This is a genomic window from Wenxinia saemankumensis (assembly GCF_900141735.1).
Taxonomy (GTDB): domain Bacteria; phylum Pseudomonadota; class Alphaproteobacteria; order Rhodobacterales; family Rhodobacteraceae; genus Wenxinia; species Wenxinia saemankumensis.
This window is the reverse complement of sequence record NZ_FQYO01000002.1, coordinates 403,226-426,254: the sequence shown is the minus strand read 5'-3', so window position 1 is coordinate 426,254 and position 23,029 is coordinate 403,226. Positions and strand designations below refer to the sequence as shown.

The 23,029-nt window shown below is 72.4% G+C and carries 19 protein-coding genes; 10 read left to right on the top strand and 9 right to left on the bottom strand.

Features of this window, described 5'->3' with window-relative positions:
* Nucleotides 1–48: 48 nt before the first annotated feature.
* Nucleotides 49–1,998: a PhoX family protein gene (locus BUE30_RS05870; RefSeq protein ID WP_073326916.1), complete on the bottom strand. Its 1,950-nt coding sequence runs from the start codon at nucleotides 1,996–1,998 to the stop codon at nucleotides 49–51.
* 234 nt (nucleotides 1,999–2,232) lie between these two features.
* Here BUE30_RS05870 and BUE30_RS05865 point away from each other — a divergent pair, with 234 nt between their 5' ends.
* The gene (locus BUE30_RS05865; RefSeq protein ID WP_073326915.1) at nucleotides 2,233–2,775 is read left to right on the top strand and encodes a DUF4177 domain-containing protein; all 543 of its coding nucleotides are present in this window, start codon (nucleotides 2,233–2,235) and stop codon (nucleotides 2,773–2,775) included.
* Nucleotides 2,776–2,781: 6 nt separating this feature from the next.
* On the opposite strand, the gene BUE30_RS05860 is transcribed toward BUE30_RS05865, so the two are convergent.
* Nucleotides 2,782–3,036 (bottom strand): BolA family protein, encoded by a 255-nt coding sequence (locus BUE30_RS05860; protein WP_073326914.1) that lies wholly within the window; start codon nucleotides 3,034–3,036, stop codon nucleotides 2,782–2,784.
* Between the two features lie 79 nt (nucleotides 3,037–3,115).
* On the opposite strand from BUE30_RS05860, the gene BUE30_RS05855 reads away from it, so the two are divergent.
* Complete coding sequence (locus tag BUE30_RS05855) at nucleotides 3,116–3,751, top strand: J domain-containing protein (protein WP_073326913.1); 636 nt, start codon at nucleotides 3,116–3,118, stop codon at nucleotides 3,749–3,751.
* On the opposite strand, the gene BUE30_RS05850 is transcribed toward BUE30_RS05855, so the two are convergent.
* On the bottom strand, nucleotides 3,723–4,232 hold the full coding sequence (locus BUE30_RS05850; RefSeq protein ID WP_073326912.1) for a hypothetical protein: 510 nt from the start codon (nucleotides 4,230–4,232) through the stop codon (nucleotides 3,723–3,725). The two genes, BUE30_RS05855 and BUE30_RS05850, sit on opposite strands and share 29 nt — an antisense overlap.
* 225 nt (nucleotides 4,233–4,457) lie before the next feature.
* On the opposite strand from BUE30_RS05850, the gene cobS reads away from it, so the two are divergent.
* Nucleotides 4,458–5,444 (top strand): cobaltochelatase subunit CobS, encoded by a 987-nt coding sequence (gene cobS / locus BUE30_RS05845; protein ID WP_073326911.1) that lies wholly within the window; start codon nucleotides 4,458–4,460, stop codon nucleotides 5,442–5,444.
* 277 nt (nucleotides 5,445–5,721) lie between these two features.
* Here cobS and BUE30_RS05840 read toward each other — a convergent pair whose 3' ends face one another.
* The gene (locus BUE30_RS05840) at nucleotides 5,722–6,240 is read right to left on the bottom strand and encodes a PilZ domain-containing protein (protein WP_170865615.1); all 519 of its coding nucleotides are present in this window, start codon (nucleotides 6,238–6,240) and stop codon (nucleotides 5,722–5,724) included.
* Nucleotides 6,241–6,326: 86 nt separating this feature from the next.
* Between BUE30_RS05840 and cobT the strand changes: the two genes are divergently transcribed.
* From cobT to BUE30_RS05815, 5 genes are all read left to right on the top strand, one after another.
* A complete protein-coding gene (gene cobT, locus BUE30_RS05835) occupies nucleotides 6,327–8,198 on the top strand; it encodes a cobaltochelatase subunit CobT (protein ID WP_073326909.1) in 1,872 nt (623 codons plus the stop codon).
* A gap of 224 nt (nucleotides 8,199–8,422) precedes the next feature.
* Nucleotides 8,423–9,313: an SPFH domain-containing protein gene (locus BUE30_RS05830; RefSeq protein ID WP_073326908.1), complete on the top strand. Its 891-nt coding sequence runs from the start codon at nucleotides 8,423–8,425 to the stop codon at nucleotides 9,311–9,313.
* The gene (locus BUE30_RS05825; RefSeq protein WP_073326907.1) at nucleotides 9,313–9,609 is read left to right on the top strand and encodes a hypothetical protein; all 297 of its coding nucleotides are present in this window, start codon (nucleotides 9,313–9,315) and stop codon (nucleotides 9,607–9,609) included. The genes BUE30_RS05830 and BUE30_RS05825 overlap by 1 nt, the downstream gene beginning before the upstream one ends.
* A 197-nt stretch (nucleotides 9,610–9,806) precedes the next feature.
* Entirely contained in the window at nucleotides 9,807–11,603 is a 1,797-nt protein-coding gene (locus BUE30_RS05820) for an aminopeptidase P family protein (RefSeq protein ID WP_073326906.1), read from the top strand.
* A gap of 97 nt (nucleotides 11,604–11,700) precedes the next feature.
* On the top strand, nucleotides 11,701–12,039 hold the full coding sequence (locus tag BUE30_RS05815) for a DUF427 domain-containing protein (RefSeq protein WP_073326905.1): 339 nt from the start codon (nucleotides 11,701–11,703) through the stop codon (nucleotides 12,037–12,039).
* 399 nt (nucleotides 12,040–12,438) lie between these two features.
* Here the strand turns inward: BUE30_RS05815 and BUE30_RS05810 are convergent, their stop codons facing one another.
* Nucleotides 12,439–14,070 carry a chloride channel protein gene (locus BUE30_RS05810; RefSeq protein WP_073326904.1) on the bottom strand — a complete coding sequence of 544 codons (1,632 nt, stop codon included), beginning with the start codon at nucleotides 14,068–14,070 and terminating at the stop codon, nucleotides 12,439–12,441.
* 517 nt (nucleotides 14,071–14,587) lie between these two features.
* Between BUE30_RS05810 and BUE30_RS05805 the strand changes: the two genes are divergently transcribed.
* Together BUE30_RS05805 and BUE30_RS05800 are read left to right on the top strand one after the other, a co-directional pair.
* A complete protein-coding gene (locus tag BUE30_RS05805) occupies nucleotides 14,588–16,336 on the top strand; it encodes a bifunctional helix-turn-helix transcriptional regulator/alpha/beta hydrolase (protein ID WP_073326903.1) in 1,749 nt (582 codons plus the stop codon).
* Nucleotides 16,337–16,595: 259 nt separating this feature from the next.
* Nucleotides 16,596–16,805, top strand: coding sequence for a hypothetical protein (locus BUE30_RS05800; RefSeq protein WP_073326902.1), 210 nt, complete (start codon nucleotides 16,596–16,598; stop codon nucleotides 16,803–16,805).
* A gap of 18 nt (nucleotides 16,806–16,823) precedes the next feature.
* On the opposite strand, the gene recN is transcribed toward BUE30_RS05800, so the two are convergent.
* The 4 genes from recN to ftsZ form a co-directional block, all read right to left on the bottom strand.
* A complete protein-coding gene (gene recN, locus BUE30_RS05795) occupies nucleotides 16,824–18,485 on the bottom strand; it encodes a DNA repair protein RecN (protein WP_073326901.1) in 1,662 nt (553 codons plus the stop codon).
* A gap of 171 nt (nucleotides 18,486–18,656) precedes the next feature.
* On the bottom strand, nucleotides 18,657–19,490 hold the full coding sequence (locus BUE30_RS05790) for an outer membrane protein assembly factor BamD (protein ID WP_073326900.1): 834 nt from the start codon (nucleotides 19,488–19,490) through the stop codon (nucleotides 18,657–18,659).
* Nucleotides 19,491–19,617: 127 nt separating this feature from the next.
* On the bottom strand, nucleotides 19,618–20,532 hold the full coding sequence (gene lpxC / locus BUE30_RS05785; RefSeq protein ID WP_073327717.1) for a UDP-3-O-acyl-N-acetylglucosamine deacetylase: 915 nt from the start codon (nucleotides 20,530–20,532) through the stop codon (nucleotides 19,618–19,620).
* 518 nt (nucleotides 20,533–21,050) lie between these two features.
* The gene (gene ftsZ, locus BUE30_RS05780; protein WP_073326899.1) at nucleotides 21,051–22,796 is read right to left on the bottom strand and encodes a cell division protein FtsZ; all 1,746 of its coding nucleotides are present in this window, start codon (nucleotides 22,794–22,796) and stop codon (nucleotides 21,051–21,053) included.
* Between the last annotated feature and the right edge of the window lie 233 nt (nucleotides 22,797–23,029).

Below are 23,029 nucleotides of genomic sequence, written 5' to 3'. Positions count from 1 at the left end.
AGGCGGACCCCGAAGGGCCCGCCCCACTCGTCACTCGACCTGCCGGGCTCAGCCGACCGTCGCGCCATCCGTGCGGCGGACGACCACGATGGAAGAGCGCGGCAGCACGCCTTCGCCGTCCGGGAACGGGGCGGAGGGGTGCTGGATGCCGACGAACATCGTCGAGCGATCCGACGACCAGGTCAGGCCCGTCACCTCGGACCCGTTCGGGCCGGTGAGGAAGCGCCGGATCTCGCCGGTCTCGGGATCGCCCGCGAGCATCTGGTTGTTGCCCATGCCCTCGAACTCGCCCTCGTTGCTGTCGTCGCCGTCGGTCTGGATCCAGATCAGGCCGGTCGTGTCGATCTGCATCCCGTCGGGCGAGTTGAACAGGTTGCCGGCATTGATGTTCTCGGTCCCCGCATAGGGCCCCTCGGCATGGACGTTCGGATTGCCCGCCATGACGTAGAGATCCCAGTCGAAATCGACGGCGCCGTGATCGCCGTTCTCGGGCCGCCAGCGCACGATCTGGCCGTACTCGTTGGTCTCGCGCGGGTTGGGCGCATTGACCGCCATCGGATCGCCGCCGGCATTGGTCAGCACCTCGCCGGCATCGTTCGTGGCCCCGCGACGGGAATTGTTGGTCAGGCAGCAATAGGCCTCGGCCGCCGTGGGATCGACCGCGATCCATTCGGGACGGTCCATCGTCGTGGCGCCGACGGCAGAAGCGGCGGTCCGGGTGAAGATCGCGATCTCCGCCGGCTCCATCCCCGTCGCCTCGGGGGTCAGGGCGACCCATTCGCCGGTCATGTTGTCGGCGAAGGTCGCCGCGAAGAGCTGTCCCTCGACCAGCAGGGTGGAGGTGTCCCCGCCCTCCTCGGAGACGTCGCGGCTGACCCATTTGTACATGAACTCGCCGCGCTCGTCGTCGCCCATGTAGACGACCAGGCGCCCGTCGTTCGCCAGCGCATACGCCGCGTTCTCGTGCTTGAAGCGGCCGAGGGCGGTGTGCTTGACCGGGGTCGAATTGGCGTCGGAGGGATCGATCTCCACGATCCAGCCGGCGCGGTGCGGCTCGTTCGGCTCAGCGGTCACGTCGAAGCGCGAGTCGTAGAGGTGGTAGTTGTAGCCGTTGCCGTCCGCCGAGATGCCGTAACGGGCATAGCCGGCCGCGACCTTCTCGTCCGTCGGCATCTCGCCCGTGGCGCCGAAGTAGCCGTTGAAGTTCTCCTCGCAGGTCAAGTAGGTGCCCCACGGCGTCCGACCCGAGCCGCAATTGTTGAACGTGCCCAGCGACTGGGTGCCCGACGGATCGGCGGCGGTCTGCATCAGCGGATGGCCGGCGGCGGGGCCGTCGATCGCCATCGGCGAGTTGTGCGTGATGCGGCGGTTGTAGGGGCTGTCGACCACGACCTCCCAGGCGCCGCCGGTCTGCGCCACTTCCATCACCGTCACGCCCTGGAAGTTCTGCAGCCGCAGCACGTCATCGGCACTGGCGGGGGCGGCGTCATCCTCCTGCTCGTCCGGATTCTCGACGTTCCGGCCCATCAGATTGATGTCGTTGTTGGTGTATTCGCTGTTCACGACCAGGATCTCGCGCCCGTCGACGCTGAACAGCTCCATCCCGTCGGTGTTCTCGCCGAAGACGCGGTCCGACCCCTCGGTCGGGATGCCCGTCTCGGGATCGAAGGCCGGCGCGTCGGAGAAGAGCGGATCGCCCCAGCGCACCAAAACGTCCCACTCGTAGCCCTCGGCGACGTGGATCGTGCCGTCGGTCTGCGCCGCGATCTGCTCGAACGGGAAGCGCGAGGCGCCCTGCGCCATCGCGGTCGTCCCGCGCAGCGCCGCGCCGCCCATCACCGCCGCGCCCGACCCGAAGGCGAGCACGCCGCCGAGGAAGCCGCGACGCGAGATCGCCCGTTCCACGACGCGGTCGAACTCCTGCACCTCGGGGCGGGGGAAGTTCGCCTCGTCCCACTCGTCGAAGGTCAGGCCCTGGCCCTTGATGTCGTCCTTCATGATCGTCTCCCTGTCAGGCAGCTGGTTTCCCGTGATGCGGGCGCGCTCGGCCCGGCATGCAGGGGCCATAGGCGCCGATTCCAACAGGCAGATGACAGCGAAATCCTAGCAAAATCATCGGATAACGGCGCCCGGATCGGCGGCGCTCCGCGCGCGTCCCGGCCGCGCGCGGTTTCCCTTCCCGCGGCGGCGCTGCTAGAGGGGGCCGGCAGCCAGAGCCGGAAGATCCCGATCATGACATACGAATACCGCGTCGTGCCCGCCCCGAAGAAGGCCGAGAAGGTCAAGGGCGTCAAAGGGGCCGACGCGCTGATCGCGGCCACGCTGGAAACCCTTCTCAACGAGCAGGGCGCCGAGGGATGGGAATACCTGCGCGTCGACACCCTGCCGGTGGAGGAGCGTCAGGGTCTGACCGGCCGGACGACCACGTTCCAGAACGTCCTGGTCTTCCGCCGGCGCCGGGCCGAGGAGTCCCCCCGGCGCGAGGCGCTGCCCGCCCCGTCGCGCGAGGAGAGCGCGGCGGCGGCCCCTGCCCCGTCGGTCGATCCCGCCCCGGCGCCCGCGGGCCCGGGCGCCACCGTCACCGCGACCGACCCGGCCCCCGTGCGCCCCCCCCGCATCCTGGGCGGGGCGGACCGCTCGGCCCCGCCGGGCGGCCCGCTCGCCCCGGCCGCCGACCGGTCCGAGGTCTTCGGCAGCGGGGACAAGGGCACGCTGCCCAGCCCCGGGGCGATCGGCGACACGATGCGCGACCGCCCGAAATCCGACGAGAGCTGAGCGCCCTCAGCCGATCTCGATGGCGAGGGCGTGGATCCGGTCCATGAGGTCCCGTCCGATGGCGGCGTGGATCGCGCGGTGACGCGCGATCCGGCTCTGCCCCTCGAAGGACTCGTCCGAGATCCGCACCCGCCAATGGCTCTCGCCGCTGCCGTCATCGCCGGCATGGCCCGCATGCTGGGCGCTCTCGTTGATGACCTCCAGCCGCTGCGGGCGGAAGGCCGCCTGCAGGCGATCACGGATCTGCGCGTCAAGTCTCATTTTTTCCTTTCCACCTCTTCAATCCCCCGTCTCTTTGCATAAAATCCCGCCTCCAGATCGAGCAGGCGAGGCGGCTATCATGGCTAAGAGCGATCCATTCGGCTTCGATATGTCGGTATCCGCGTCGAAGAAGAAGAACCCGCGCGGCCGCCGCGGCATGTCCGGGGCGTTCGAGACCTCGACCCGGGTCTGCGACCATCCGGGCTGCGAGGAATCCGGCAAGTACCGGGCCCCGAAGAGCCCCGATTCCCTCGACGATTTCTACTGGTTCTGCAAGGACCATGTCCGCGAGTACAACCTCAAGTGGAACTTCTTCGACGGCAAGACGGAGTCGGACTACGAGGAGCGGATGGCCGGCGACCGGGTCTGGGACCGCGAGACCAAGCCCTTCAAGCGCAGCGTGGAAGAGCGCGCCTGGGCGCGGCTCGGCATCGACGACGCGCATCAGGTCCTGGGCGAGAACGCGACCCGCAATCCCGGCAAGGCGGCCTCGGGCAAGCGAAAGCTGCCCCCGACCGAGCGCCGCGCGGTCGAGATCCTGGACGTCAGGGACAGCATGACCAAGCCCGAGATCCGCAAGGCCTACAAGGCCCTGATCAAGGTGCTGCATCCCGACATGAACGGCGGCGACCGCAGCCACGAGGAACAGCTTGCCCAGGTCGTCTGGGCATGGGACCAGATCAGGGTCAGCCGGAACTTCCGCGACGCGTCGTAGCCGGGGCGGACGGCGTCCAGGCGAAGATGCTGTCCCGCTCGCGCTGGTACTCGGCGCGGTGGAGATGGGCGATCAGGTAGATCAGCACCCACATCAGGCCGACCGCCGGCCAGGCGGCGAGCGTGACTAGCAGCGTGAACGGCCCGAACATCGTGCCGTAGAGCGGCAGGGCCAGCGTTCCGCCGAACAGCCCGGCATAGAGCGTGCCCTGCGCGATCGCGCGTGCGAGACGCAACCAGCCGCGCGGCCCGGAATGGCCGAGATGCGACCGCACGAAATGCAGCCCCAGCACGCCGCCGAGCGTCGCGGCGACGATCAGCCAGACGTGATAGGGGCCGAGCGGGTCGAAGACGGAACGGCCGGCATCCAGGTTGACGACGACGACATAGCCGACGAAGGCCGAGACGAGCGCCATGGCGGCATAGGACTGCACCTGCTGCCGCTCCCCGGCACTCAACTTCAGGTTGTTTCGTTTGAGCATGTGAACGGCGGTCCCGGCCTCGGATGGTTTCCGAGTCCTAAACGAACCGGCCGTCCTTGTGGTCCGGGCGGGGCGGAAACGCTGTGTTCGCGGGCGGGCTCCGCCACAGGCCTTAACACGGGCGCCCGCCTCCCCCCTCCCTTGCCCTTCGCCCGGCGATGTTGGAAGAGGGTCGCCGGCGCCCCCGGGGCGCATCCGCCGTCCTGTCCGCGAAGGAGTGCGACCATGTCCCACGGAACGTTCGACCCGAACCTGCGTCCGACCGAGGAGATCTCGGTCCGCGAGACCTTCGGCATCGAGACCGACATGGTGGTCAAGGGCTTCGCCGAGCGGACGGAGCGGGTGCCCGAGGTGGACAGCACCTACAAGTTCGACCCCGACACGACGCTCGCGATCCTCGCCGGTTTCTCGCATAACCGTCGGGTGATGATCCAGGGGTATCACGGCACCGGCAAGTCGACGCATATCGAACAGGTCGCCGCGCGGCTGAACTGGCCCGCGGTTCGGGTGAACCTCGACAGCCACATCAGCCGCATCGACCTGATCGGCAAGGACGCGATCAAGCTGAAGGACGGCAAGCAGGTCACCGATTTCCAGGAGGGGATCCTGCCCTGGGCGCTGCGCAACCCGGTCGCGATCGTCTTCGACGAATACGATGCCGGCCGCGCGGACGTGATGTTCGTGATCCAGCGGATCCTCGAGGCGGACGGCAAGCTCACGCTGCTCGACCAGAACGAGATCATCACCCCCAATCCGTATTTCCGGCTCTTCGCCACGTCGAACACGGTCGGTCTCGGCGACACGACGGGCCTCTATCACGGGGTGCAGCAGATCAACCAGGCGCAGATGGACCGCTGGAGCCTGGTGACGACGCTGAACTACCTGTCGCACGATGCCGAGGCGGCGATCGTTCTGGCCAAGTGCCCGCACTACAATACCGAGAAGGGCCGCAAGACCGTCAGCCGCATGGTGACGGTGGCGGAACTGACGCGCACCGCCTTCATGTCGGGCGAGCTGTCGACGGTGATGAGTCCGCGCACGGTGATCAATTGGGCGCAGAACGCCGAGATCTTCCGCAACGTGGGCTATGCCTTCCGCCTGTCCTTCCTCAACAAGTGCGACGAGCTCGAGCGGCAGACGGTGGCGGAGTTCTACCAGCGCTGCTTCGCCGAGGAACTGCCCGAGAGCGCCGCCGCCATGGCGATGGCCTGATCGACCGCCGGTCCGGCGCGGGGCCCCTCCCGCGGCCGGATCGGGCACCCGCGCCCGCGGGCCCGCTCGCGCCGGCTGCCCCGCTGCCCGTCCCGCGGCTGCGCGCCCCGCAGGGCCGCTCCCGGTCCCGCCAGTCCAGCGCCCGAGATGCGTGCCCGGTAGAGCCGCTGCTGGCACAGATGCCCCTCCGATACCCGCAGCGGCTCGCCCCGCGGGGCCGCTCCCGGTCCCGCCGCCCGTCCCGCACGAGGGGCGGCATGCCCCCGCTCGCGCGGTCCTAGCCCCGCCGCCCGTCCCGCGCCCAGAGCGGCTCGTCCCGTTCGGCCGGCGCGGCGCGTGCGGCGCTTTCGGCGAGAAGGCGCATCAGCACCGCTTTCGGCAGGGCGCGGTGCAGGCGCAGGCCCACGAACACCTCCCCCGTCCAGGCGACCGTGCCCGTGATCCGGACGCCGCAGACGAGGAAGCCGATCCGTGTCCCCTGCGCGGGGGGCGCCGACATCCGCAGCCGCGCCCCGTGCCGGGACAGGTCCACCAGCCGCACGGCGGGATCGCCGCGATCCGGCACGAGCCGCACCGGCAGATCGCAATCGAACCGGCGTTCGCGGCGCGAGCGGCGGAACCGGTCACCCCAGATCGCGATGGCCCCGGCGATGAGCGCCAGCACCAGCCCCACCCCCAGGATCTGCCCGTAGAGGTCCAGCCCCCCCGGCACGCCCCGGACGCCGCCGGGACGGGCCACGTCCTGCGCCGCAAGGCCGGCGGGAGAGAGGCAGAGGAGGAGGACGAGGCGCCACATGCCCGCCAGCATGCAGCGGCGGGATGAAGACGGGGTTAAGGGCCCCGCCCCTTGCCAAGGCCGCGTCGCTGGACGATGTCTCCCCCATGGCGAAGAACAGCGACAACCCGGCCGATCCCTTCAAGAAGGCGCTGATCGAGGCGACGAAGGTGCTCGCCGACGACGCCGATCTGACGATCAGCTTCTCGGTCGATCCGCCGGGCCAGACGGCCGATTCGATCCGCCTGCCCCAGGTCAGCCGCCGGATGACCCGCGACGAGGTGCTGCTCGCCCGGGGGGTCGCCGACAGCTCGGCGCTTCGCCACCGCTACCATGACGCCGCGACCCATAACCGCTACCTGCCGCAGGGCCAGATGGCGCGCGACCTCTACGAGGCGATGGAGACCGCGCGGGTCGAGGCGCTGGGGGCCGAGCGGATGCCGGGCACAGCCGGCAACATCGACGCGCGCATCGGCACCGAGGCGCGGCGCAAGGGCTACGAGCAGATCCGCGAGGCCAGCGACGCGCCGCTTGCCGTGGCCGCCGGCTACCTCTTTCGCCACCTCGCCACGGGACGCGAGATGCCCGAGGGCGCGCGCAACGTGATGGAGCTGTGGCGCGGATTCATCGAGGAGCAGACGGGCGACCGGCTGGACGACCTCGCCGGCCGGCTCGACGACCAGGGCGCCTTCGCGAAGTTCGCCCGCGACGTGATCCGCGACCTCGGCTACGGCGACCAGCTCGGCGACGATCCCGACCTCTCCGACGACGAGGACGAGGCGTCTGACGAGACCGCCGAGGAGGAGGAACAGGAGAGCGAGGGACAGGACGAGAGCGACGGCGACGAGGCCGAGGCCGCGCCCGAGCAGTCCCAGGACGAGCAGCAGGACGAGAGCCAGGCCCAGGTCTCGATGGACGAGACCGCCGACAGCGAGGAGGCCGAGGAGCAGGAACTCCCCGATGGGGAGGCCCCGATGGAGCCGCCGCCCCCTGCCCCCGCCAGCGAGGCCGATCCCGACTACAAGGTCTATCTCACCGAGCACGACGAGGAGATGGGCGCCGAGGATCTGGCCGAACCGGCGGAGCTCGAGCGCCTGCGCGCCTATCTCGACCAGCAGCTCGAGCCGCTGAAGGGCGCGGTCGGGCGGCTGGCGAACAAGCTGCAGCGCCGGCTGCAGGCGCAGCAGAACCGCAGCTGGGAATTCGACCTCGAGGAGGGGATCCTCGATGCCGGCCGGCTCGCCCGGGTGGTCGCGAACCCGACGACCCCCCTGTCCTTCAAGGTCGAGAAGGATACCGAGTTCCGCGACACGGTCGTCACCCTGCTGCTCGACAATTCGGGCTCGATGCGCGGCCGCCCGATCTCGATCGCCGCGATCTGCGCCGACGTGCTGGCCCGAACGCTGGAACGCTGCGACGTGAAGGTCGAGATCCTGGGCTTCACCACCCGCGCCTGGAAGGGCGGACAGGCCCGCGAGGCCTGGCTCGCCGACGGCCGCCCGGCCAGTCCGGGGCGCCTCAACGACCTGCGCCACATCATCTACAAGCGCGCCGACGCCCCGTGGCGACGCGTGCGCGACAATCTCGGCCTGATGATGAAGGAAGGGCTGCTGAAGGAGAACATCGACGGCGAGGCGCTGGAATGGGCGCATCGCCGGATGACCGCCCGGCCCGAGGCGCGCAAGATCCTGATGGTCATCTCGGACGGCGCGCCGGTCGACGACAGCACCCTCAGCGTGAACGCCGCGAACTACCTGGAAAAGCACCTGCGCGACGTCATCGCGATGGTCGAGAAGCGCAAGGCGGTGGAGCTGATCGCCATCGGCATCGGACACGACGTGACGCGCTACTACGACCGCGCGGTCACGATCACGGATGTCGAGCAGCTCGCCGGAGCGATGACGGAACAGCTCGCCAGCCTCTTCGACAGCGATCCCCGCGCGCGGGCGCGGTTCCGGGGGATGCGGCGGGTCGCCTAGCGCGTCCCCCGCCGCGCCCCGCCCCGGGGCTCCTCCTTTCCGCTGCGTCGTTCCGGCCTTCGGGAGGGCCATTCACCCGCCCCCGGGCACGGCCGCCGCCGGGCAGGGTGGCGGATGGATGACGCCGCGTTCGCTTCCTGCGCCCGATCCGTCCGGCGCGCTTTTCCCCGGGGTCGAGGTCGCGCCATACTGGCCGCGACGAAGACAGCAGCCGGACCCCTCCGATGGACAGCCTCGACCAGTTCCCCCTCTCCGGCACCGAGATCGTCTGGATCGCCGCCGCGATCCTCGTCGCGGTCACGATCCTCATGGGGGTCCGCATCGTGCCTCAATCGGACAAGTACGTGGTGGAGCGGTTCGGCCGCCTGCGCTCGGTCCTCGGGCCCGGGATCAACCTCATCGTCCCCTGGCTCGACCGGGTGGCGCACAAGGTCTCGGTGCTCGAGCGGCAGCTGCCCAATGCCGAGCAGGACGCGATCACCGCCGACAACGTGCTGGTGAAGGTCGAGACTTCGGTCTTCTACCGGGTGACCGAGCCCGAGAAGACGGTCTACCGGATCCGCGACGTGGACGGCGCCATCGCCACCACCGTCGCCGGCATCGTCCGCTCCGAGATCGGCAAGATCGAGCTGGACGAGGTGCAGTCCAACCGCTCCGAGCTGATCGCCAACGTGCGCGAGGGCGTGCGGGCGATGGTCGACGACTGGGGAATCGAGGTGACCCGGGCCGAGGTGCTGGACGTCAATCTCGACGAGGCGACGCGGGCCGCGATGCTCCAGCAGCTCAATGCCGAGCGGGCGCGCCGCGCCATGGTGACCGAGGCCGAGGGCAAGCGCCGCGCGGTGGAACTCGCCGCCGACGGCGAGCTCTACGCCGCCGAGCAGAGCGCCAAGGCCAAGCGCATCCTCGCCGAGGCCGAGGCCTATGCCACGACCCAGCTCGCCGCCTCGCTGCATGACGGCGGGATCGAGGCGGCGCGCTACCAGGTCGCGCTGAAGCAGGTCGAGGCTCTGGCCGCGATGAGCCAGGGCACGGGCGGGCAGACGATCATCGTTCCCGCCGCTGCGGTCGAGGCCTTCTCCGACGCGTTCTCGCTGCTCAAGGGTCGCGGCTGATGGGCTGGCTGCCGCAATGGCCGTGGGAGATGTGGTGGCTCTGGACCGTCGCCGCGCTGGCGCTCGGCATCCTGGAGGCAATCGTGCCGGGCTACGTCTTCCTCGGCTTCGGGTTCGGCGCGGGGGCCGTCGGCCTCGGCCTGCTGGTGGCGCCCGGGATCATGCCGGGCGGACCGGGCGGGCTGATGCTGGTTGCGGCGGTCGTGGCCTTGCTGTCGTGGCTGGTGCTGCGCGCGGTGGTGGGCAGGCGCCCGGGACAGGTGAAGTACTGGGACCGCGACATCAACGACGACTGAGCGGGCTCTGGCGCTGCGGGACGCGAAGGGACGGCACCCCGTTCCTGCGGGCCCCGACACCGCCCCCCGGCCCCGCGGGGGCCCGGGTCAGTCCCGGGGCGGGTGTTCGCGCCCCCCGCTGTCCTTCCGCCCCCGCCCCTTGCCATCCCCCCGACGAGGGCCGACAACCCCGGCACGCCAGACCAGAGGGGCCCGCCATGTTCCAGACCTTCACCGCCGCCACGAGCCCGGATCACGGCGCCGGACGTCTCGCCGCGCTGCGCGCCGAGATGGCGGAGGAGGGGCTCGACGCCGTCCTCGTCCCCCGGGCCGATGCGCACCAGGGCGAATACGTCGCCCCGGCGGACGAGCGGCTGGCCTGGCTGACCGGCTTCACCGGCTCCGCGGGCTTCGCCGTCGCGACGGCCGAGGAGGCGGGGATCTTCGTCGACGGGCGCTACCGGGTGCAGGTGCGGTCCCAGGTGGACCTCGCCGCCTTCACCCCGGTGAACTGGCCCGAGACGAGGACGGCGGACTGGGTGGCCGAGCGGTTGCCGCGCGGCAGCACGCTGGGATTCGATCCCTGGCTGCACACGGTGAAGGAGATCGACGAGCTGCGCGCCGCTCTCGCCCCGCACGGGATCCGGGTGACGGACGGGCCGAACCTCGTCGACCGCGTCTGGGCGGACCGGCCCGAGCCGCCGACCGGCGCCTTCACCGCCTATCCCGAGGAACGGGCCGGCCGCAGCGCCGCCGACAAGCGGGCCCAGATCGCCAGGGGCCTGCGCGAGGCGGGCCGCCGCGCCACGGTCCTCACCCTGCCCGATTCCATCGCGTGGCTGCTGAACATCCGCGGCGTCGACATCGCGCGCAATCCCGTCCCCCATGCCTTCGCCATCCTGATGGAAGACGGCAGCTGCCAGCTTTTCGCGCGCGAGGGCAAGGCGGAGGGGCTCGATCTCGGTCCCGATGTCGCCCTGCTGCCGGAGGACGCGCTTCTCGCCGCGATCGCCTCGCTCGACGGGCCGGTCCAGATCGACCCGGCGAGCTGCCCCGTCGCCGTGCGCGACGCGCTCGAGGCGGCCGAGGTGGAGATCGCCCAGGCCCCCGATCCCTGCCTCCTGCCGAAGGCGCGCAAGACCGAGGCGGAGCTCGCCGGCACGCGCGAGGCGCATCTGCGCGACGGCGCGGCGATGGTCCGCTTCCTCGCCTGGCTCGACGCCGAGGCGCCGAAGGGCCAGCTGACCGAGATCGCCGTGGTCGAGGCGCTGGAGGGGTTCCGGCGCGATACCAACCAGCTGCTCGACATCTCCTTCGAGACGATCTCGGGCGCGGGGGAGCACGGGGCCATCGTGCATTACCGCGTGACCGAGGACACCGACCGGCCTGTCCGCGCGGGGGAACTCCTCCTCGTGGACAGCGGCGGGCAGTACATCGACGGCACCACGGACATCACCCGCACGATAACCGTCGGGACCCCGCCCGAAGGCGCGCGCGAAGCCTATACCCGCGTCCTGCAGGGCATGATCGCGGTGTCGCGCTGCCGCTTCCCCAAGGGGGTCGCCGGCGCCCATCTCGACGTGCTTGCGCGCACGCCGCTCTGGCAGGCGGGGCTCGATTACGATCACGGCACCGGGCACGGGGTCGGCGTCTACCTCTCGGTCCACGAGGGGCCGCAGCGCATCTCGCGCACCTCGGACATCGCGCTTGAGCCGGGGATGATCCTGTCGAACGAGCCGGGCTACTATCGCGAGGGCGCCTGGGGCATCCGGATCGAGAACCTGATCGTGGTGCGGCAGGCCTCGCCCCTGCCCGGCCAGGACGACCGACCGTGGCAGGATTTCGAGACGCTGACCTGGGTGCCGCTCGATCGCCGCCTGATCGAGGCGGGCATGCTGACCCCCGGAGAGAGGGACTGGATCAACGCCTACCACGCCGATACACTCGCGCGGATCGGTCCGCGGGTCGACGGGGCGGCGGCGGACTGGCTCGCCGCGGCCTGCGCGCCCCTCTGAGGGGCACCGGCCCGGACGATCCCGCCATGACCGGATTAGGACGAGGGCGATGCGCGGGCCGATGCGGCCACGACATCGCGGGAAGGAAGGACGAGGCATGAGCAAGATCGAGATCCGCCCGGCGACGGGCACCTATTCGATCCGCGCCGGCGGCGCGGTGCTGGGCGAGACGTCGCGGGCGCTGGAACTGGTCGAGGACGGCCACGACCCGGTCATCTACGTCCCGCGCGAGGATCTGGCGATGGCCTTCCTCGATCCCTCGCCGACTCGGACCACCTGCCCCCACAAGGGCGAGGCGAGCTATTTCCACATCTCGACCGGCAGCGGCACGATCCCGGACGGCGGCTGGTCCTACGAGACGCCGAAGGCGGATGTCGCGCAGATCGCCGGTCACATCGCGTTCTATCCCGACAAGGTCACGGTCGAGCAGACCTGACGCCGCCGGCCTGCCCGCCGCGCAGCTTCCGGTGCGGCCCGGGCCGCCCCGGTGCGGACCGTGACCGGGCCCCGGCGCCGAGACGCGGACCGGCCCGCCCCCGCATCCGGGGCCGACCATGTCCGATCGGGGAAGGACACGCCCGGCGACGGAACGGGCTCATCCGGCGCGCGGGCGCCGGTCCGGTCGCTTCGCCCCCGTCCCTCGGCCGCAGCCGCCGGCCGAAGCTGAACCCGAGGGGGACTTCGGCCGGCCCGGAGGGCGGCGCCCGCCGGACAAGGGCTCCCGCCCCGGCCTGCGGCCCGGCCTGCAACCTGCCGGGGAATGAGCGCCCCCCTGACGATCGTCACACTCTGAAACTCGCCGGGGGGTGGGCCCCCTCCGGCGCGACCGGCCTTCTCAGGAATGTTCCTCCCGCGCCTGCGCCACCAGCGCGGCGTTGAGGGCGCGCAGCGCGTCGGTCTGGAAGACCGCGCCGACGATCTCGGGCGGGGAATCGCCGGGCGGGAAGCGGACGACGGGCAGGAAGGCGGCCCCCGTCGCCTCGAAGACCGGCATCGCCTCTTCCAGCGTCGCGTCGCGCGGCAGGTACGTGCCTTCCGTCACCAGGCGCTCGGCGATCTCGGCATCGGCGGCGCGCGGATGGTCCGGGCCGCGCATCACCTCCTCCGCCCGCAAGGTGCCCAGCAGCCAGGCCTGCGGACCCGCCGCCAGCCGCACGCCCCGCTTGCCGAGCGCCGTGAGGAAGAAGGAATGGTCGACCGCCCGGCTCGACACCGCGACGGCGGTCGAGACGGCCGCCAGGACCGCCACCGCCGCCTGCCAGTCGCCCGTCAGCTCGAACACGATCAGCGTGGTCGAGACCGGCGCACCGAGCACGGACGCCGTCACCGCGCCCAGCCCCGCCAGGGCGTAGAGCGCCCCCTCGCCAGACATCTCGGGCACCAGCGCGGTCGCCACGGATCCGAAGGCGAGTCCGGTCAGCGCCCCGACCATCAGCGCGGGCGAGAAGACGCCCCCGCCCATCCGCCCGCCCAGCGTCACCGCGACCGCCGCCACCTTGACCGCGACCAGCGTCACGCAGGCAAAAAAGCCGTACTCGCCCGAGAGCGCGCGGTTCGTCGTCTCGTAGCCGACGCCGATGATCTCGGGCCAGGCCAGCGCCATCAGCCCGAGCAGCAGTCCCGCCCCCATCGGCCGCGCCCAGATCGGCAGCGCCAGCCGCGCCTGCACCGCGCTGCCCACCCGGTCGGCGAAGAAGATCGACCGCATCAGCACGACCGCGACGGCCCCGCAGAGCAGGCCGAGCAGCAGGAAGGCGGGAAGCTCGACATAGAAGGCGAGCGCCGATTGCACCGGCAGGTCGAACTCGCGCACGTCGCCGAAGGCGATGCGGCTGGTCACGGCGCCCGCGACGCTGGCGATGGCGATGGGCGCGAAGGCGTGGATCGCGTAGTGCCGCAGCACGACCTCGAGCGCGAAGATCGCCCCCGCGATGGGGGCGTTGAAGCTCGCCGCGACGCCCGCCGCCACCGCGCAGCCCAGAAGGTCGCGCCCGACCATGCCGCTGGCGTTGATCCGCACGGCGATCCACGAGGAGAGGATCGCGGCGAGGTGCACGACCGGCCCCTCGCGCCCGGTGGAGCCGCCGGTCGATAGGGTGATGGCGGAGGCGAGGGTCGACAGGATGCCGCGCCGCCGCTCGACCCGCCCGTCGTAGAGGGCGGCGCCCTCGATCACCTCGGGCACGCCGCGCACGCGTCCGTCCATCTGGAAGCGGTGCAGCAGCAGCCCCACGGCGAGGCCGCCCGCCACCGGGATCAGGACGATCCAGTGCCAGTCCAGCGTCGCGGCGAAGCTGCCGAGTGTATTGATGTCGTCGGTCCCGTAGAGTGCGGCCTGCATGCGGGCCACCACCCAGCGGAACGCGACCGCCGCGCCCCCCGCCACGATGCCGAGGGCGAGGGCGATGACCCAGAACTGCGCCTGGTCGGGTCCGCGCCGCAGCAGCAGGTCCCAGGCGCGCGCCACGGCCCCCGATGCCGCCCCCGCGCCGGCCCGGACGAGGCCGGCCGCCGGGCGGGCCCGGGCCGGTGCGCCGCGCTCGCCCGGAGTGCCGGCGCCCCCCGCCAGACCGGGTCCGCCACCCCCAGCGGGGCCGGGACCGGCATCGGCGCGCGTGCCCGGGCCGGAAGATCGGGGAGGGTCTGTCGGCATCATCGTCCCTTGCTGCAGGGCGCGTCATAGCCCGTGGGGCCGCGTCCCGGAAGGCCCCGCCCTCCGGTCGGCCTCCAAACCGGCCGCCGGCGCAGGTGCCGTGTCGCCCCCCGTGCGGGAGGGGCCGGGTCCGCGGGATCGGCCGCGCCGCGACCGGGACGCCTGTTCGGCGCGCCCGTGATCCGCGGCCGCAGGTCGCATCCTCGCGGGACTCGCCTCGCCGGCCCGGCCGGGGTACCCTAGCGGCACCCCCGTTCCCGTCAGCCCGGTCCGTCGCCCCTTGTCCCGTCCAAGCCGCAGAGACTCCGCCCCCCCGCCCCGCCCCGACGCGGTGCCGGAGGACGACGCCCAGGACCTGATCGGCCGGCTCTACGACGTGGCGGTCGACCCGGCCCGCTACGAGGACCTTCTCGACAGGTGGGAGGCGCTGATCGCCCCGCACCGCGCCGCCGCGAACGATCCGCGCGCCGCCATCGACCCGCCGCTCCCCCGGATCGAGGATCACACCCGCCGGGCCGCCGCGATGCTGGACCGCGCCCTGGCCGACGGGGGCGGCCGCGACAGCGTCCGCGCCGCCCTCGACGGGATCGACAGCGCCGCCTTCGTCGTCGATCGCGGGGGCCGGGTCGCCGGCCTGAACCCGCCGGCGGCGCAGGTCTTCGGCCTCGCTGCCGAGGCGCGGCTCGACGCGATGCGCCTCGCCGCGGGCGAGGCCGACCTGCTGCTGCGGCAGCTGGCCCGGATGTTCGCCTCCCCCCGCCCGTCCCCGACGGTGATGCGGGTCCACGGGCCCGAGGACGGGCGCGTCGTCCTGCTGAACCTGCGGCACGTCGCGCCGGAGGGCGAGGCGCCCTTCGTCCTCGTCATCTCGTCCGAGCTGGGCTGGAGCGAGGGGATCGCCGAGCTGCTCTCCCAGGCCTTCGAGCTGACCCGGGCCGAGTGCGAGGTGGTGCGCGGCCTCTGCGAGGGGCTCGGCGCGCCGCAGATCGCCGGACAGAGGGGGCGCAGCGTCGGCACGGTGCGGGCGCAGATCAAGTCGATCCTCTCCAAGACCGAGACCCGCGGCCAGAGCGAGCTGGTCCGCCTGACGCTGTCGCTGACCGAGCTCGCCCGCCTGCCGGGCCGGGCGCCGGCCCCGGCCGGCCGGTCGATCGGTCAGGGCACGCTCGCCCCGCGCGAAGTCTTCCGCCTCGACCGCCCCGGGCCGCGGCAGATCGAGTACCTCCTGCTCGGCGATCCCGCCGGGCGGCCGGTACTGTACTACCCGCTGGATTACGGACTCGTCCGGTGGCCCGCCAGCGCCGAGGCTGCGGCCGCAGCGCGCGGCATGCGGATCGTCGTCCCGATCCGGCCGGGCTACGGCCGGTCGACCCCGCTGCCGAAGGGCGCCCCCTATGCCGACACGATCGTCGACGATCACGCGGCGCTGCTCGACCATCTCGGCATCGCCGCCTGCCCGGTTCTGACGCTCGGGAACGACAGCTATTTCGGCTACCGCCTGCAGTCGCGCCACCCGGCCCGCATCGCCGCTCTGATCTGCGCCTCGGGTGTGCTGCCGCTCACCCGCCCCGACCAGTACGAGCGGATGGACAAGTGGCACCGGTTCATCCTCGCCTCGGCGCGCTACACGCCGCAGCTCCTGCCCTTCATGGTCAAGGGCGGCTTCGCGCTCGCCCGGCGCAAGGGCAAGCGCTACTTCGTCCACTCGGTCTACGGCAAGTCGGCCGCCGACGTCGCCACCTTCGAGATCCCGGAGGTCTACGAGGCGATGGTCTGCGGCTCGGACGTGGCCCTGAGCGAGGATCATTCCGCGCACGAGGCCTTCACCCGCGAGGTCATCAGCCACGAGCGCACGGACTGGAGCGCCGACCTCGCCGCGCTCCGCGCCTCCGGCCGGCCGGTCGTGTTCTTCAGCGGCCATCAGGACCCCCAGGTCCCCCTCGCCACGCTTGAGGAGCATGTCGCCGAATACGGCTGGATCGACTTCCGCCGCTATCCCGGCGCCGGGCAACTGCTGTTCTTCCGCGAATGGCGCGACGTGCTGGACGAACTGGAGCGCCATCTGCCCCCCCGGCGCTGAGAGGGGGCGGGCGGCTCGCCCCGCGATTTTCCCGCCGCATGCCCCGGTTTGCCCCAATCGGGGTATGACGACATCGGCGCACGGATCCTAGAAGGCAGGGGTCGCCGCAAGCGCATTGCCGCGGCCCGCCGGTCCCGGGGGGCGCGACGTTTCGACAGGGGGGGCCGCCACGCGCGGATCCTTTTCCGATTTGACAGCACAGGGCCGGATCATTTCCCGGTCGATGAACCCGCGGGGGGCAGGCATGACGGATCGCCCGATGCGCAGACGCCCGACCCCCGCGGTTCTCGTCACCGGCCCCGGCGGCACCGCGCGCGTCACCGCCATCGGCCGGACCGTCCGCCTCGTCGCGCTCTGCGGCGTCGTGCCCTGTCTCGCCCGGCGGCTCGGCCTGCCGGCGGTGCCCCTGCCCGACCTGCAGCGCCCCGGCGCGCCGCCCCTGGGCTGCCGTCCGGTCCCGGCCCGCTGATCCCCCCGGTCGGGGGCCTCAGGCCGCCACGTCCGCCAGCAGGGCCCGCGCCGCCTCCCGCGCCGCCTCGGTCACCGTGTCGCCCGAGATCATCCGTGCGATCTCGTCCACCCGGTCGGCGGGCGCCAGCGCCACGACCCGGCTCAGCGTCTCGTCCCCCTCGACGCGCTTCTCGGTGCGCCAGTGATGCGCGCCGCGCGCGGCCACCTGCGGGGAATGCGTCACGACGAGGACCTGCGCCCCCTCCGCCAGCCGCGCGAGCCGGCGTCCGACGGCATCGGCCGTCGCCCCGCCGACCCCGCGGTCGATCTCGTCGAAGATCAGCGTCAGCCCCCGCGCCTCGCGGGTGAGGCTCACCTTCAGCGCCAGCAGGAAGCGGCTGAGCTCCCCGCCCGAGGCGACCCGGCCGAGCGGCCCGGGCGGCGCGCCCGGATTGGTCGCGACGACGAACGTGGCCTCGGACGAGCCCTCCGGCCCCGGCGCGCCGTCCGCGATCTCCACCTGGAACACCGCCCGGCCCAGCTTCAGCGGCTCCAGCTCGCGCGCCATGTCCGCCTCGAGCGCGCGGGCGGCCGCCTCGCGCCCCGCCCGCAACGCGGCATCGGCGGCGGCGAAGGCCGCACCGGCCTCGCGCGCCTCGCGGGCCAGCCGGTCCATGTCGCCGTCCGACGCGTCGAGCGCCGCCAGCCGCGTCTCGAGGCCCGCCGCGAATTCCGCCAGGCCGTCGGGCTGCACGCCGTGCTTGCGGGCGAGGCCGCGGATCGCGAAGAGCCGCTCCTCCACCGCCTCCAGACGGCCGGGATCGTCCTCCAGCGCGTCCAGCGCCGCGGCGACTTCCTGCTCGGCCTCGCCGATCGCGTCCATCGCGCGGGCCAGCGCCGCGATCGCCGCGTCGAGCCGGCCATCGGCCTGCGCCGCCGCGCCGTCCAGCCAGCGCATCGCATCCGCGGCAAGGCCCTCGGCCCCCTCGCCGCCGATCCCGGCATGGGCCCGCTCGATGTCGCCGCGGATCCGCGCGCCCGCCTGCAGCGCCCTGCGCTCGGTATCCAGGGCGGCATCCTCGCCGGGCCGCGGGTCGAGGACGCGCAGCTCGCCCGCCGCGTGGCGCAGGAACTCCTCCTCCTCGAGCAGAGCGTCGCGGGCCCGGCGCACCTCGTCCAGCGCCCGCTCCGCCGCGCGCCGCCGGGCCCAGGCCGCGCGGGTCGCGGCCACGAGATCCTCGAGCCCGCCATGCGCGTCCAGCAGCCGGCGATGCCCCCGCGCGTCCAGGAGGCCCCGGTCGTCGCCCTGCCCCTGCAGCTCCACCAGCGTCTCGGACAGCGCCCGCAGCACCTCGCCGGAGACGCGGACCGAGTTGATCCAGGCGGTCTTGCGCCCGCCCTCGGCATTGACCCGCCGCAGGATCACCTCGCCGTCCTCGACCGCGATCCCCGCCTCGGCCAGCACCGCACGCCCGGGATGGTCGGCGTCCAGCTCGAACTCGGCCGTCACCTCGCCCTGCGCGGCGCCCTGGCGCACCAGCTCGGCGCGCCCGCGCCATCCCAGCACGAAGCCCAGGCTGTCGAGGAGGATCGACTTGCCGGCCCCCGTCTCGCCCGTGATCACGTTCAGGCCGGGCCGGAAGGCCATGTCCAGCCGGTCGATGATCAGCATGTCGCGGATATGCAGGTGGCGGAGCATGGCGCCTTTATGGGGGCTGCCGATGCAGCGTCAATGGCCCGTCCCGCGCACCGGGTGGGGCCGGCAAGGTCGGGCCCGGCCCGCCCCCTTATCTTGCCGCAAATACTCCGGGGGAGTCGCCCTCAGGCGACGGGGGCAGAGCCCCCGCCCGATATCCGCCCCTCGACGCCGTCAGATCCACTCGCCCCGCACGACCTGCCTGTAGATCGAGGCGAGCCAGCTGTCGCCCCGCGCCTCCATCGCCAGGCCCTGCCCGGTCAGCAGCGCGTAGCTGCTCGCGTACCATTCGGTCGACTGGTAGTTGTAGCCGAGGATCGCGCCGGCGGTCTGCGCCTCCTCCGTCAGGCCGAGCGAGAGGTAGGCCTCGACCAGCCGGTGCAGCGCCTCGGGCGTGTGCGTCGTGGTCTGGAAATCCTCCACCACGACGCGGAAGCGGTTCACCGCCGCCGCGAAATGGCCACGGCCGAGATAGTAGCGCCCGATCTCCATCTCCTTCGCCGCGAGGTGGTCGAAGGCGAGGTCGAACTTCAGCATCGCCGATTGCGCGTACTCGCTCTCGGGATATTGCTCGATCACGACCCGCAGCGCCTGCAGCGCCTGGAAGGTCAGCCCCTGGTCGCGGCCGATCTCGTCGATCTGGTCGTAATAGCTCAGCGCCAGCAGGTAGGACGCGTAGGCCGCGTCCTCGTCCGCCGGGTAGAAGTCGAGGAAGCGCTGCGCCGAGGACCGCGCGCTCTCGTAGTCGCGGTCGCGGTGATAGGCGAAGGCCTGCATGATCAGCGCCCGCTTCGCCAGCTGCGAATAGGGATAGAGCCGCTCGACCTCGCCGAAATAGAAGGCCGCGTCCTCGGCCTGGCCCTGCGACAGCTCGTATTCCCCGCGCTGGAAGATCTCCTCCGCCGGGTAGCCGTCCAGCGGGCCGGGCACGCCGCCGTCCAGGATGCCGCATCCCGTCAGCGTCGTCGCCAGCATCGCTGCCATCAGGGCCTGACGTCCGCCTGCCATGCCGCTCCCCTCTTTCCGCCTCTTGTCCGGGCCCGGGCGTGCCGCCTCTTGGTCCCCAGGGCCTGCCTCTACCATGAAAGTCCGGGCGCGGGAAATGGGCGACGGGCGGGACCGGCGCGAGGCGGCGTCAGGCCGCGGCCTCGAGGTCGCAGAGCGCGACGCCGGCGCCCGGCAGACGCGCCGCCCGCCGGGAATCGCAGGTCGTCCAGCCCCAGTTGGCCGGGTCGGCGAAGAGCGCCCGCAGGAGCGCGTTGGTCACCGCGTGGCCCGCGCGAAGCCCGGTATAGCGGCCCAGGATCGGCGCCCCGGCGGTGTAGAGATCGCCGAGCGCGTCCAGCATCTTGTGCCGCACCGCCTCGTCCTCATGGCGCAGCCCGCCCGGGGTCAGCACCTCGGCCCCGTCGACCACCACCGCGTTCTCGAGCGATCCGCCGAGGGCGAGCCCCCCCGCCTGCATCGCCTCGACATCCGAGAGCCGGCAGAAGGTGCGGCTGTCGCACAGATCGTGCACGAAGGCGCCGTTCGCCATGTCCATCCGCCGCTGCTGCCGGCCGATCGCCGGGTCGGGGAAGTCGATCGTGAAGTCGATCACCAGCCCCGGCGCGGGGTCGAGCCGGGCGACGGCCTCGCCACGCCGCGCCTCGACCGGGCGGCGCACGACGATGGCGCGCAGCGGTTCGGCCAGCGGCGCGATCCCGGCATCGAGCAGACCGCGGACGAAGGGCCGCGCGCTGCCGTCGAGGATCGGGACCTCGGGACCGTCGATCTCGACCACGACGTTGTGGATCCCGGTCCCGGCCAGCGCCGCCATCAGGTGCTCGATCGTGCCGACCGAAACCGCGCCGCGCACGATCCGGGTGTTCAGCGGCTCGCCGGGGACGTGGGACCACAGGGCGGGGATCTCGACCGCGGGGACGAGGTCGGTCCGGCGGAACACGATCCCCCGCCCGGCCGGCGCCGGGCGCAGGACGAGCCGGGCCGGCTGCCCCGAATGGAGGCCGCGTCCCGTGAAGGTCGTCGTCTGGGCGATGGTGGTCTGCACGTGATCTGCCTGCGTCTCGTCGCGCGTCAACTCGCGCTTAATCTTTTCGGAACATGATCTAGGAAAGGGGCCCCTGCCCCTCAACTCACCTTTTGCAACGCCCCTGTAACAGCCTCCGTGCACGGGTGCGGCCCTTGTTCCGCGGCCCCGCGAGGGTCGTCCCGGGCAGGGTCCCGCGAACGAACCGCGCCGCTCCATGCGGGCCGTGCGCGGCAAGTGGCAGCCGGGGTCCGGGCAGGTCGGTCGTCGGCAGAGGGCCGGCCCGCGCGAAGCTGGCGAGGGCCACGTCCCGGCCCCGGGGCCTCGGCGGATCGGCACCCGGCAGAGGTCCGGCTCGCGCCAATCTGGCGAGGGCTGTGTCGGAGCGCGCCGGGGAAGGGTCGGCCGCGTCACCGTCAGGGGCGGGCCGGGGCGGGCCGGGTCCGGGCGCGGAACGCCACAGGGCCGCCCCTGGGGACGGCCCTGCCGGATCGTGTCGCTCGTCTCGTCCGGTCCCGCTCCGGACCGGCCGGGACGGCTCAGTTCGCCTGGCGGCGGAGGAAGGCCGGGATCTCGATCTTCTCCTGCTCGGGATCGACATCGGCGTCACCGCGCACGGCCTGCGGGCGGGGCTGCGACCGCTCCGGCGTGGCGGCGCGGGGCTGGGGCCGCTCGCCCGCGGCGCGGGCCTGCGGCTCGGCATGGCCCTCGCCCGAGCCGGTCATCCGGCCGATCAGGGAGTTGAGGCCAAAGCGCGGACGCTCGCCCTCCGACGCGCGCGGCGCCTCGCCCCGGGGGGCGGGCTCCTGCTGGCGGCTGTCGGCGCGGGGCTGGCTGCGCTGCGCGGCGTCGCGCAGGCGTGCCAGCGCATCGGGCGCGGGCTGGCCGCCGGCCGGCTTGCGCGGCGCGACGAAGCTCTCGGGCGCATGGCCCATCGGGGGCTCGGCGCGCGGGCGGTAGGCCGGGGGCGGCAGATCGTCCTCGGCCTCGTAGCGGCCGCCGTCGCGCCCGTCATAGCCCGGCTCGTCAAAATCGGAGGCGTCGAACAGGTTCGGCTCCTCCTCGGCCTCGGCGACCGGCTGGGGCGCGGGACGCGGGGCCTCGGTCACGCGGCGCTCGGCCGCGGCGCGGGGCGCCTCGTCGCGCGGGGCCGGCCGGGGCTCGGCCGTGCGCTCGAGGTTGCGCTCGACGTTCCGTTCGGCCCGTTCGGGGGCCCGCTCACGGGCGGCGGGCCGCTCGGCGGGCTCCTCGGCGGCGACCTTGTCGCGCAGCGGCTGCGACATCGAGCGGCGCGGCAGCGGGGTGTCGGCGCGGCTGGCCACGGCGTCGATCCCGGTGGCGACGACCGAAACGCGCATCGCGCCTTCCATCGACGGGTCGAGGGTCGAGCCGACGATGATGTTGGCGTCCGGATCCACCTTCTCGCGGATCTGGTTCGCCGCCTCGTCCAGCTCGAACAGCGTCAGGTCGTGGCCGCCGGTGATGTTGATGAGCACGCCCTTGGCGCCATCCAGCGACAGCTCGTCCAGCAGCGGGTTGTTGATGGCCTTCTGCGCGGCCTGCACGGCGCGGTCCTCGCCGTCGGCTTCGCCGGTGCCCATCATCGCCTTGCCCATCTCGTCCATCACCGCGCGCACGTCCGCGAAGTCGAGGTTGATGAGGCCGGGGCGCACCATCAGGTCGGTCACGCCCTTCACGCCCTGGTAGAGCACGTCGTCGGCAAGGCTGAACGCCTCGGTGAAGGTCGTGCGCTCGTTGGCGAGGCGGAAGAGGTTCTGGTTCGGAATGATGATGAGGGTGTCGACCACCTTCTGCAGCGCCTCGACCCCGTCCTCGGCCTGGCGCATCCGCTTGGCGCCCTCGAACTGGAACGGCTTGGTCACGACACCGACGGTCAGCACGCCGAGCTCCCGGGCGGCCTGCGCGATGATCGGCGCGGCGCCGGTCCCGGTGCCGCCGCCCATCCCGGCGGTGATGAAGCACATATGCGCCCCGGCCAGGTGGTCGACGATCTGCTCGATGCTCTCCTCGGCCGCGGCGGCGCCGACGCTGGCCCGGGCCCCCGCGCCCAGCCCTTCCGTCACCTTCACGCCCATCTGGATCTTCGCCTCGGCCATGGCCTGGCTCAGCGCCTGCGCATCGGTATTGGCGACGACGAACTCGACCCCGTCGAGCTGCTTCTCGATCATGTTGTTGACCGCGTTGCCACCCGCGCCGCCGACGCCGAACACGGTGATCCGGGGACGAAGGTCGTCCTGCCCGGGCATGGAGAGATTGAGAGTCATCTGCTGTCCGCCTCGTTCCTGGTTGGCCCGTCCCACCGGGCGTCGATCCGCCTGAATTGGGGCAACCTACCCCGGTGTTGCTCCGGCGTCACCCGTCAATACCCTGTTTTCCACAAAATATAGGCGAGAGACTGCCGAGACCCGGCGCATCTCGGTTACGACGGCTCCAGTAGCGTTCCGGCCCCTGCCGGACGCCAGATGCTGCTGGCCGAATCGCGCCGCCGCATCGGCCG